The sequence below is a fragment of the Streptomyces avicenniae genome (assembly GCF_000719135.1).
GTDB classification, from domain to species: Bacteria; Actinomycetota; Actinomycetes; order Streptomycetales; family Streptomycetaceae; genus Streptomyces; species Streptomyces avicenniae.
Genome location: NZ_JOEK01000020.1, coordinates 23,111 through 35,196, shown reverse-complemented (window position 1 = coordinate 35,196; position 12,086 = coordinate 23,111). Strand labels below are relative to the sequence as shown.

The window sequence follows — 12,086 nt, the reverse complement described above, 5'->3', positions numbered from 1 at the left end:
GGCGGGGGGTTGCCCCGGTCAGCCGGGAGGGTGCGCGCCGCCGGGCCGGTCGGGTGGCTGCTGGTCGCCGGTCCTGGACTCCAGGTAGCGCGTGTGGGTCCGCTGACGGCGTTCGAGCGAGTCGCGGACGGCGGCGGCGACCGTGCCCAGTTCCTCGGCCAGCAGCTCCAGTTGGCGTCTGAGGTGGCGATCGGGGGACGCGCCGCCCGGCTGGAGCCTGGCCCACCAGCGGGTGCCGTGGTAGGCGTCGAACGCCTCGGGGATGTCCGTGCGCACGGCTCGGCCGAGGATGTGCAACGCCTCGGGATCGGCGGTGATCTCCTCCTCGGCCCAGCCGGGTTCGAGGAGCGCGGCGAGCAGGCCGTCGAGTTCGGCGGCGGGGGCTTCGGCCTCTGCGGGCAGGTCCAGGGAGGCGACATAGTCCCGCAGGGTGGCGAAGTCCTGCCGGATGGCGTCGAGTTCGGCGCCGGGGCCGACCGGACCTGCGAACGGCGGGGGCGCGGGCCGTTCGGGCGGGGCGATCAGCGCGCCCGCCCCGTACAGGCCCGCGACCACGACCGGCCAGTAGGCACCGGCCAGCCCGGTGAACACCGTCGCCAGACCGGCCAGCCCGCAGGCGCAGCCGGTCAGGTTCTTCCGCGACTCCAGGTAGGCCAACACCCGGGCCGCCGGGCCTCTACTGGTAGCCACGGATCTCCTGGAAGGCGTCGTCGAGCGAGCCGCCGACCGCGTCGAACAGCTCGCCTCCGGTCTCGTCAGCGATCAGTCGCAGCTCGTCCCGGTCGGAGTCGCCGAACAGCACGGTGAACACCGGGACGTGGCGCTGCTCCTCGGGGAGGGCCCGGTGGAAGTCCTCGAAGTCGGCCGCGCCGACCTCGTCGCGGTTCTCGCCGTCCGTCATCAGCACGATCGAGGTGAACGCGTCCTGCGCCCCCTCCGCGGCCAGCAGCTCGTACGCCTCGATCAGGCTGGCGTAGACGGCGGTTCCGCCCTCGGCGGTCAGGGAGTCCACCCCTGAGCGGATCGCGGCCAAGGCGTCCTCGCGGCGCTCCGCGTCGATCGTCCAGGTGTCGGTGGAGACCACCGTGTCGTCGAACGGCATCAGTGTCACCTCCTCGCGGTCCCTGAAGCGCTGCCCCGCCGGGTTGTCCGCGCCGGTGAGGCGGATCAACGCCGCCTGGAGCGCGGCGAGTCGTTCGCCCTCCATCGACCCCGAGGTGTCGAGGACGTAGAGCGTGCGGGAGGGGCGGCGCAGTTCGCCGTCGTAGGCGTCGAGGAGGGCGTCGGCGACGTCGAGCGAGCCGGGGTAGGGCAGTTCGCGGCGCTGTCCCTCGGGGATCGCCTCGGCGGCCGTGACCCCGGCGGCGACCGGGCGGCGCAACGTCTCCTGCGTGAGGGCGCGTTGGGCCTCGTCGCCACGCAGGTACGCGCCGAGGAGGCGCAGCGCCTCGCCCGCCTCGGGGGAGGCGGAGGCGAGGGTGGTGAGCGGGTAGCGGGCGGTGACGACGCCGTCCAGCGGGCGGATCACCTCCAGGTCAGCGGCGCCGTCACGGTCGAGGCCGAGCAGCACGGACTCGTAGTTGATCAGCGCGTCCACGTCGCCGCGCTGCCGGAACGCGTCGGCGAGCCAGCCGGAGGACCCCGAGGTCAGCCGTTGTCCCGCGAACAGCTCCCTCAGCCGCGTGGCGCTGCCCGCGACGTCCTCGGCGGTGAGCGCCGACTGTGCGCCGGAGAGGGCCGAGGTCACCGATATGAGCGCGCTGTAGCCGGAGTTGGAGCGCGTCGGGTCCGTCATGCCGAACGTCAGGTCGCCCGCGGTCGCGGCCTCGTGGACCTGGGCCCAGGTGACCTCGTCGGGCCGCCAGCCGAGCCGGTCCAGGGCGTCGGGGCGCAGGCCGAGGGCGACGGGCGAGGTCATGATCGAGGTCTCGGTGAGGATGCGCCGCTCGGCGTCCGGGTGCAGCCTGAGGTAGTCGTTGGTGGCCAGCCACACGGCGTCGTACGCGCCGTCGGCCTCGCCCGAGAGGACCGTCCTGGTGGCGTCGAGGGTGCCGACGCTGGTGACCTCGGCCGTGACGCCGGTCTCCTCGGCGGCCCGCTCCAGCAGGGGTGCCATGTCGGCGAGTTCGCTGCCCGCCAGGATTCTGACGGTCCCTGCGGCTGCGACACCGCCGCCGTCACCCCCGTCGTCCTGGGCACCGGTGCAGGCGGCGGCCAGAGCGAGGGCGCCGAGCAGGGCGGCGAGCCGTGCGCCCGTTCTCATGCGAGTCCGTTCTCGCGCCGGTCGGCGGCGCGGGAGCGCTCCAGGTGACCAGCGGCGTTGCCCAGTTCGTCGGACAGGGTGCGGGCGGTGGCCGCCATGGCCTCGGTGGCCTGCGCCTTGTACGTGTCGATGGTGTCCAGGGTCCGGTAGATCTGCTGGAACGCGGCGCGCAGCGTCTCGGCGCCGACGGCCGGGTCGGCGGCCATCGCCTGGATCTCGCCGCTCTGGGTGGCGAGCATCTCGGCGTTGCCGCGGACGAGTTCCTCGGTGGTGCCGCGCAGGGCGTTCACCTGCTCGCCCACCTTGCGCTGGTTCTCCAGCGCGGCGGAGAGCATGATGCCGATGCGCAGCGCGGTGACGGTGGTGGTGGCGGCGCGATCGACGCCCTTGATCAGCTCCTCGTTGTTGCGGCGCACCACGTCCATGGCGAGATAGCCCTGGGCGCAGACCGCGAGCTGGGTCAGCAGGTCCTGGCGCTTCTGGCGGACGGGGAAGAGGACGTCGGCGCGCAGCGCGGTGGCCTGCTCGGGGTCGGTCGCCTCCATCTGCTCGACGCGGCGTTGCAGTTCGTCGTCCAGCGCCTCGGTGAGGACGACGTACTCCTGGAGCTTGCCCATGGTGTCCCACAGTCGGGCGCGCTCGGTGTGCAGGGTGGCGCTGTCGCGGCGCAGCTCGTCCTGGCCCGCGCGCAGGGTGCCGACGATCTTCTGGAGCGTGCCCTGGGCGGTGGCGTAGCGGGCGAGGTGGTCGCGGAACCTGTTGCCGCCCGGCAGCCGGGACAGCAGGCGCCGTACGCCGCCGGAGGAAGTCTCGCGCGGGTCGAGGTCCTCGACGGTGCGGCGCAGGTCCGTCAGGGAGGAGGAGACCCGCGTCTGGGCGTCGGCCGCGTCGCCGCCCGCGGCGCGGGAGAGCGAGCGGACGCTGCGGTCGAGCATCCGGTTGGACTGCTGGGTCGCGGCGCGCATCTCGGCCGAGCCGAGCGAGGTGACCTCGCCGACGCGGGTGGAGAACTCGGGTGAACGCGCGTCCAGCGCCGACAGCGAGTCGATGTAGGTGGCGGCGCGGCGGCCCAGTTCGTCGCGTGTCTGCGGGTCGAGCGGCACGAGTCCTGACGCCTGTTCCGCCTTGACCGGGGCGACGGGCTCGGGTGGGGTGAGGATCAGTGGGTTGTCGGTGTCTGTCATGGTTCCCCCTGGGTGAAGTTCCGCGCGGCGCTCAGCCCTTGGCGCGTTCGGCCATGGTGCGGAGCACGTCGGCGGTGGGCGCGGGTGCCTGCCGTATCCCGTCGAGTCCGTCCATGAGGTAGGCGGGGTGTGCGGCGGCGGCCTCGGTGAACTCGGCGGTGGCGCCCTGCGGCCGGAAGCCGTGCCGGACGGCGAGGCGGCGCAGCTCGGGGTCGGTGGCCAGGGCCTCGCCCAGGCGTCGGCCGTCGTCGGTGAGGGGCACGAGGGTGTGGTCGCTGGTCGCCGTCGTGTCCGGGTAGAGCACCACCATGTCGCCGGGGTCGGCGCCGCCGATCAGCAGCGCGGCGACCTGCGACTCGTAGGCGAGGACGAGCGGGTTGCCGACGCCGCTGACGAAGTCGCGGAACGGGCCCTCCGAGCTGGACTGTTGGGAGCCCTGGACCTGCACGAGGGTGCGGAGCAGCGGCGCGGTGCGTTCGACGGCGGCTGCGTCGGCGACGACCTGTCCTTCGTTCGCGACGAAGGAGGCGGCGGCCAGGTAGAGCGCGCCGGAGTTGGAGGTGAGGGGGTCGGTGCTGGAGATGTAGAGCGCGCCGCTGAGGCCGTCGCGCGCCTCGGCGCCTTCCAACTCCTGCCAGGTGCGGCCCTGTTCGACGGCGGCCAGGTAGGCGGCCATGGACAGCCGTCCGACGTTGTCGCCCTCCAGCGTGGCCAGGCCGCCCGCGGCCAGTACGTCGGCTGCCTGACGGTGGGCGAGCACCACCAGCGGCGAGTAGAACGGCCGCAGCGAGGTGCCCGGGTCGCCGGTCGCGCCGCGCAGTGCGTCGGCGGGGCCCTGGCTGGAGGGGAAGGCGAAGTCGTAGCCCGCCAGGTCCACGTCGTCCATGGCCCAGGAGCCGACGGACTGGGCCTGCACGGTGAGCCCTTGGTCGGCGAGGGCGGCCACCACGTCGGGGTCGGCGAAGAACTCCGCCTTCTCGGAGCCGATCACACCCCTGATCGCGACCGTTCCGCCGCCGCCGTCCCCGGTGTCGCGCCCGACGACGATCGCCGCGCCGACGCCGACCAACAGCAGTACCGCCAGCACGATCCCCCATGCACGCCTCACGAGGTGAAGCTTCCTCAGCGGAAGCCACCTGCGGGGGTCAGGAAGGTGGCCGACACGTGAAGCACCGGTCGCGGATCACATTGGGCCAACCTCTAGGTCGCGTTGAGGCCCGCCAAGCCATCGCGGCCCTCTCGTTCGCAGCAGGGTTCACCGCCCCACCGTGCTGGTGCCTAGACCTCCTCGACTGGCTGTCCGCGACACCACAGGGTCCGTCGCCGATCCGGAGAACGGCGACGAACCTCCCTCATAGCCTCCACTTCCGCCAAGGCGAGAACGAGTGCAATGCATCAAGCCCCGTCCCCGGCGTGAGAACAAGCTCCAGATTCGACGCTTCTCCGGCACTTGCCCAAGCGCGATCATAAGGAGAGCGGTAGCATCATTCGTCCGCTTGCCGTCAGCCACTGCCATCACCCTGGGCGGAAGCCCCCGCCAGGGAATACCTGACCAGGTCCCGCGCTTCTAGAGTCATCTCGCTTCGATCAGGCTGCGAGCAACTTCGATGAGGTACACCATCAGCGGAGCAGAGACATCACCCGCCCGCGGATCGATGGCCAATACCGCTGACGACCAGCCCTTGTCATCCGGGACGACGATCGCGGCGAAGGAAGCCCTCTCCGCGTCGCCGTGATTGCGGAACTCGATCACCCGTTCCCCTGCGACAGCATCTTCGAAGTCGATCACTTCGATCTCAGACTCACCGAATTTGACTATGCGCATCTTGATCACTTTCCGTCAGTCCAGGAATCCGGAGAAGCTTCCTTCTGGCGTGAAACGCGCACCCAGGCCGCCGTTCGGCAGACGTATGTCGATGACGTCTTGCCACTGCCCTCCGATGCGGCCTCGCCCACGCGTTTCGGTCACGTTCGGATGATTGAGGATCTCATCTAGCATTTCTTGGCCAGTCGTGTTCCATGCGGCGGGATTCTGCCTCCCAGATGGTATCGGCCATCCATTCGGGTTCCCGTTGCGCCCTGCATGTTTCTGGAGTGACCGCCCGGCCACGGTGTATTCGCCACGCTTATCCGACGGATCGATCCGCGCCCCCGACTGCAGTGCCAGATCAACGTCGATCGGGCAGTTGATATTGTGAACGAGGACTGGCGTCTCGCCCGCCAGCACATAGTACGTGTGGATGCCCTCGACGGTCAGATTGTAGGCCGTGGCGAACTGCGAGAAAGGGGCGCTGGAGACGATCTCCACCGTCTCGCCTGTATCCGTGCGGACCCGGTCACCGACGACCAACGCGCCAGCATCCGTCCACTCGTCGGCGCCCGCCCGCCAGAACGGATGGCCTGCCGTGGCGGTGACCGTGTACACGGCGCCGTCCTGGCCCTCGACTCCCAGAGTGACGAAGTGCTTCTGCCCGGTACGCGCAATTTTCGCCGTCACCGCGCGATGGCTTGTCTCGCCGCTCTCAGGGTCGGTAGCCACAACCGTGTCGCCGACCGCCAGGTCCTCGATCGGTTTCCTTGTCCCGTCCCCCATGAGCACTTCGGTGCCGACTTCGAAACTGTTGATCAAGCCACAGATCAGTTCCGGTATACCGGTATCCTTCGTCCGCGACCCATACAAACGAGCGAGGCCCTGAGCCGCAGGATGGGGTACGAAGTGCAGCCCAACGGCAGTACATCCCACAGGATTACCGCCAGAGCAGTCTTCCAAGGCTTCTTCATTTATCCCGATGCGACCTCTTACATAACCCCACAAGCCGCGCGCCCCACTTCCTCTCTCCTGGGCCTGGCCGCGGTTTCGGTCGTCCCGGCTTCCGTCGCCTCCGCCACCGAGCAGTTCTCCGACGCGCTCCTCGGAGTCACCGTCCGAGGAATATCCGCCATTCAGCGCCGCGATACGACTTGCCCACGCCCTCTGGAGGTACTTCATCCACATGGCCGCCTGGTGCTTCTTCTTCTGCGCGATGTCGTCTCGCGACGGCTTCAGGCCGGTGGGGTCCGTGAAGGTGGTGGGGTTGTTGTTGGAGTAGGCGTAGCCGTTTATCTGCTGGGGGTCGGTGAGGTCGAGTACGGGATCGACGGAGATGAAGCGGCCGAGGGCGGGGTCGTACTCGCGCGCGCCGAGGTGGGTGAGACCGGTCGAGTCGGCGATTCCGCCCACGAAACCGCGGCTGCCGGGCCAGAACGCGGGCTCGGCACCGCGGGGGCCGCCGAAGGGGAGCGTCCGGCGCTGGGCCAGTTGCTGCGTGCCGGTGTCGATGGCGAGTTCGCCGGTGTTGTGGTGGTCGGGGAGCGTCAGGTAGAGCGTTCCGTCGTTCTCCTGGACCGCGGTGCCGCCGCCGTACAGGTCGATGTAGCGGGTGGCCTGGGCCTCCGTCGCACCCGTGGCCAGCCGTAGCTCGGTGTGGCCGAGGTAGACGATGGTCTCGGTCGGGGTGCGGGCGAGGAGACGGTTGCCGTCGGCGTCGTAGACGTACTCGGTGACGGCGCCGTTCGCGTCCTCGACGGTGGCGAGATGTCCCTCCGCATCCCACGTCAGCGACTCCGTCTCACCGCCGACCTGGCGGGTGAGGGTGTTGCCCGAGTCGTCGTAGCCGTACTCCTGGAGTGAGGTGACGTCCGGCGTCTCCTGGGTGACGGACGTGAGCGTGTGAGGCTGCGCGGTGCCAGGCTCCGGATAGGCATACGTGCGGGTGGTCTGCTGTTCGTGGAGAGTCTCGGTACGGCGGTTGCCGACGAGGTCGTAGGTGAAGGAGTGCCAGTAGGGCGCGACTCCGCCCATGGCCGCGTCGCTGGGCGCGGTCGAGCAGGTGGTGTCGCCCTCGGCCCACGCCTCCGTCAGGCGGCGCAGGTAGTCGTAGCGGAAGCACTGGTTGTCGGTGCCGGTGGCCGAGTCGTCGGCGATGGAGAGTACGTTGCCGATGTCGTCGTAGCCGTAGGTGACCGACCGATCGACGCCTGACACGTCCTCGCGGTCCACCCGGGTGTCGTGCAGGCGCTGGGTCCCCCACTCGTAGGAGTTGGTGACCCACGTGCTCTGCGCGCCCCCCGTGAGGGCATGCTGCAACGGTTTGCCGGTGAGGCTGTAGCGGATGTCCGAGAGGTACGACGTGTTGTTGCTGCCGGTCAGGCCGGTGACGCGCCGTATTCCGTCGTACAGCGGCGTGAGGGTCGTGCCGGGGAGATCACCTGCCGTGGGATAGCCGATGGAACGTGGGGTGTTGTCCCGGTTGTACTCGGTGCCGGAGGTGTAGGTGCCGCTCAGTGCCTCCTCACCCGGCACGGAGGGCACGATGACGGAGGTGCCGATCGGACGGTTGCGGTCGTCGTAGCTCTCGAAGCGGGTGGTGTACCGGGCACCGTCGGCCGTGTGGCGGGTGGAGCTGGTGAGCTGGCCTTCCGCGACGGTGTCCCAGACCCAGGACGCCATGAGGCGGCCGTTCGCGGACCCCTCGCGCAGCGCCGTCCGGCGGCCGATGTTGTCGTACGTGTGGTGGACGGTCTCGGCGCGCGCGTCCGTCGTGCTGACAAGTTCGTCGCGCTCGTTGTACGTACGGACGGTGGTGCCGGCGTCCGGGTCCTCCGTGGTCCTGAGCCGGCCGAGGATGTCGTACTCCCAGGTCCACTCGTTCCCGGCCGGGTCCTCGGCGCGGATCAGCTCGCCCCGTGCGTTGTAGCGGTAGCGGGTGACGTCGTGCTCACCGGTGGGCGTCGCACCGCGGTACTGCCGCAGCTCGGTGGTCCGGCCGTGGACGTCCGTGATGGTCGTGGTGGCGATCCCCCCGTCCATCGGGTCCAGGTTGACGCGGTCGCCACCGTAGGTGTATCCGGCTCGGGCCCACTCGGTCGTGGTGCCGTCGCTGTTGCCCGACAGCTGTCGTTCGGTGGTGACCCTGCCGAGTCCGTCGTAGGCGAAGGCTGTCTGGCTCTCGATGTTGCCGGGCTGGTCAGGGTCGAACAGCTCCGGTTGGGGACCACCGGTGGTGTAGTAGGCGGCGTAAGTATGAGCTGACTGGCCGCGGTTGTCGTAGCGGGTGTCTGTCAGCAGCCTGCCGCCGTCGGGTCCGACGCTCTGGGTCTGGCGCGGGCGCAGCAGGCCGTCGTAGAGCGTCCAGTCCGTCTTGGTGCCGATTCCCAGCAGGGTGGTCGTGCCGATGGCGGTGATCTTGTTCTCGGCGACCCGGTAGGTGTAGGCGTAGTCCGCGGTGCCCTCGGTGCTGGTGCCGGGCAGCCGCACCCGGCTGAGGCGGCCCAAGGCGTCAAAGGTGAGGTGGGTGGCCAGGCCGCGCGTGTCGATGATGCGCCGGGCGACCCCGCGGACCGTGTCGTACTGCGTCCGGGTGATCTGGGTGGTGGTCGCGTCGCCGACGACGGCGGGTGGTGTGGTCACGGTGACCTCGGCGGGCCGCCCGGTGGTCGGTGTGTACCCCGTGGTGGTGGTCCGACCTGCATGGTCGGTGACCGTCAGGACGCGGCCGTACGCGTCGAACGTCGATGCGGCGGTGCGGTAGCTCGGTGTACCGCCGCTGAGGCCGTCGATGGTCTGGACGCCCGTCGGGTCGCCGCGGGTGGGGGCGGCACCGAACGCCTGGTCGTCGTAGAGGGTGCGGATGTCGGAGACGACACGTTCGGCCGTGGTCGGTTCGGAGGTGCAGGCCCCCGTCCACTCACGGGTACGGGCGGGCAGGTCGAGGATGTTCGCGGCCGGGTTGTCGGCGTAGGCGGTGGTGGTGCAGCGGTCGTCTCCGGTCTCGGCCACGTCGCCGAGATCGGCGGTGCGGGTCACCCGGCCGGCGACGGTGTCGTACGTCGTGTCGATGCGGGTCTCGCGCCAGCGCTGGCCGGCGCCGTCGTCGAGGGAGACGAAGGCGCGCTCGGTCGCCGTGCCGGTGAAGTTGGCGGTGACCGTTCCCCAACTGCGGGTGCGGGTGGCCGTCTGGTGGCGCCAGGGGACGCTGAGGGTCTTCTCCAGCACCACGCCGTCCGGCCCCGAGTACGCGACGGTGCGGTAGGGATACCCGGCATGGGCCTCGTGGTCGGTGATCGTGCCGCCCTGACCGTCATCGACGGCGACCTCGCGCTCACCGCCGCCCGGCCCGGCACGGTCGCCGTCCATGCCCCGCAGGAAGTAGTGGTCCGCCTGGGTGGTCATGCCCTCCGGGCCGCCGGTCCGGACGCGCACCTGGCCGTAGCCGCGCCACTGTGACCACGTCTTGTGCTCCGGCTCGGTCAGCCCGTCATCGTCGTCGTAGTGCCACGCCGCGCCACCCAGGTAGCTGTAGCGGGTGTACATCTCGGGGGCGCCGCCGGTCCGGTCCGAGGCGACGACCTCCGTGACGACGTATTTGTTGAACCACTCCTGTTCCGGGTCCTCGGCTCCGGGCGGGGTCCAGTACTGCGGGAAGCAGCGGCTGGTGTTGCTCTGCAGGGTGGGCAGCGCCGCCGGGTCGCAGGCGGGCGAGGAGTAGTTGATGTCGGTCTGGCCGCCGAACTCGTCGGTGACGGTGGACAGCCGGTGTTTGATGAACGGGGCGACGCCGTCACCTGCCTCGTCGAGCCGGTTCGCGCCCTGCTCGTAGACGAACTCGGTGGCGGGGAGTTCGATGGCAGGAGTGACGGCGCGTCCGGTGCGCCGGAGTGAGGTCGGCAGCAGCGTCCAGTCGATGTCCGCCCTCCCCCAGCGGTAGGTGAGGTCCCACGTGTCGATCGGGGTGTAGGTGCCGGACTCGTTGAGGTTCTGGGTGGTGATGCTCGACAGGCGGTACCGGGACCAGAAGGTCGGGGACAGCCTGCCTTCGTCGCACTCCGTGCCCGCTGCGCAGTTCAGGTCCCAGGGCGTGTCGTACCACGGGGAGGGCAGGTCGCCGATGTCGCCGACCGCACAGGTGACGCCCTCGGCGGGAAGGCAGCGCTCGCCGGTGGTGAAGACGACCTGGGCCGACGGCCTGGCGAACACCGCGTCGGAACGCAGCCCGTAGTTGATGTTCTTCAGCACCCCGCCGCGCACGTAGGGGGTGTCGTCGGCGGCTTCGAGGTAGCGACCGTAGGAATTGTCCTCCTGGTCGTAGAAGTACGTGATGACATTGCCGCGCGGGTCCACGACGTAGTCAAGGTTCCATCTCCACGCCTGCTGGCACCAGGAGGTGACGAAGGTGGCAGCACGGCAGGGCTCTCCGGTGTTGTTGCCGTAGACGGGAACGTTCCACACCGACTCGGTCTCGGGCCGCCCGCTGGTCCACCCCGGAAGACGGTTGTAGCCGAAGTGGTACTGCGTGCCGTCGGGCGTGGTGACCTTCCAGTACTCGCCGTCGGCGTCGCCGCTTGAGCGCGCGGTGTCGGCGAAGCGTTCGATGCGCGTGCCGTCGTCGTTGCGCAGCCGCCACAGGTTGTCGCCGACGGAGATCAGGTCGCCCGCCGTGCCGCCCATGCTCAACGTGGCGTTGTCATAGGCCCAGCACAGGTCGGGCACGTCCACGCCGCCGCGTTTGAGCCCTTCGTCGGCGCAGCTGTGGTAGGAGCGTTCGATGTAGCCGGGCCAGAGGTTGAAGCCGTCGCCGACCCAGGAGGACTGGTTGTTGGTGGCCGAGGTGCGGCCGTCGATGCTGCCGGAGGAGTAGCCGAGGCCGACCGTGGGAGTGAGCCCGCCGGGGACGTCGGGCACCGGAAGCTCGTAGGACCAGGTGAAGTCCCCCGAGTTGAGGCTGACCTCCCAGGTGCCGGAGGGCGAGAGTTCGGTGGCGGCGTAGTCACCGGTGGGACCGCTGTCCTCGGCGACGGCGGCCAGGACGGTGGGGCCGCCGGACAGATCGACGCTCTCCGAGGTGACCAGCGTGCGGGCCTCCGTGTCGTTCAGGAAGCCGAGCGGCGTCTGCTGTCGGCACCGGGGGGTGTCGGGCGTGGTGAGGGCGCAGGCGGGCAGGCTGACGAGACCCAGCCGTGCGCCGTAACCGCCGCCGTACGCCTGGGCGAACGACGAGTAGTCGAGTTCCACGCCCACGCCCATGCCTGCGCGCTGCGTGGTCGAGGGGGTGCGTGCGGCGGCGGTGCCGCTGAGGGAGAACAGCAGGCCGTCGATGCCGACGCGTTCCGCCGCCCGGCGGTCGAGGATCTCCAGCCGGGCGCTGGTCGTGGCCTCGGCGTCCGCCATGGAACGGGCGGCGCCCGGCGGGGAGATCAGACGGACGGGTGGCTGCCCCGCGTTCCGTGCGGCAGGTCCGTCAGCCTGCGTCGTGAGCTCTGCGGTTCCGGCCTCGGGCCAGTCGGCCGATGGGGCGGGAAGCCGTTCTTCGAGTGCGGGGTCCACCGGCCGGGGCCTGACGTCCCCGCGATCGCCCTCGATCACGGTCTCGGAGGCGGGAAGGCCGGGTCGCCCCGAGCCGTCATCCGCCACGGCGATCACCGCGACGGAGGGCAGCAGCGCCAGGAGCAGTGCGGTGGTGACCACTCCGGTGACGTGGGACCGCAGTGGCTGGGCCAGCCGCCGCGGCAGGCCGACTCTCCGGTACGCGCCGGTGTTCATTGCCCGAGGCCGCCTTTCGTGACGGTGGAGGAGGGTGCGGTGCGTCGTGTACGTGCGACAG

At 70.2% G+C, this 12,086-nt stretch carries 6 protein-coding genes; all 6 read right to left on the bottom strand.

Features of this window, described 5'->3' with window-relative positions:
* Positions 1 to 18: 18 nt before the first annotated feature.
* Positions 19 to 690, bottom strand: coding sequence for a hypothetical protein (locus tag IF27_RS28010; RefSeq protein ID WP_190233129.1), 672 nt, complete (start codon positions 688 to 690; stop codon positions 19 to 21).
* Positions 677 to 2,263: a VWA domain-containing protein gene (locus tag IF27_RS28005; RefSeq protein ID WP_052852658.1), complete on the bottom strand. Its 1,587-nt coding sequence runs from the start codon at positions 2,261 to 2,263 to the stop codon at positions 677 to 679. Before IF27_RS28005 ends, IF27_RS28010 begins: the two co-directional genes overlap by 14 nt.
* Positions 2,260 to 3,447, bottom strand: a complete 1,188-nt coding sequence (locus tag IF27_RS28000; protein WP_052852657.1) for a toxic anion resistance protein — start codon at positions 3,445 to 3,447, stop codon at positions 2,260 to 2,262. Before IF27_RS28000 ends, IF27_RS28005 begins: the two co-directional genes overlap by 4 nt.
* 31 nt (positions 3,448 to 3,478) lie before the next feature.
* Complete coding sequence (locus IF27_RS27995; protein ID WP_052852656.1) at positions 3,479 to 4,555, bottom strand: hypothetical protein; 1,077 nt, start codon at positions 4,553 to 4,555, stop codon at positions 3,479 to 3,481.
* 465 nt (positions 4,556 to 5,020) lie between these two features.
* Complete coding sequence (locus tag IF27_RS27990; RefSeq protein WP_190233128.1) at positions 5,021 to 5,272, bottom strand: hypothetical protein; 252 nt, start codon at positions 5,270 to 5,272, stop codon at positions 5,021 to 5,023.
* 15 nt (positions 5,273 to 5,287) lie between these two features.
* Positions 5,288 to 12,025: a polymorphic toxin-type HINT domain-containing protein gene (locus tag IF27_RS27985; protein ID WP_052852654.1), complete on the bottom strand. Its 6,738-nt coding sequence runs from the start codon at positions 12,023 to 12,025 to the stop codon at positions 5,288 to 5,290.
* Positions 12,026 to 12,086: the final 61 nt, after the last annotated feature.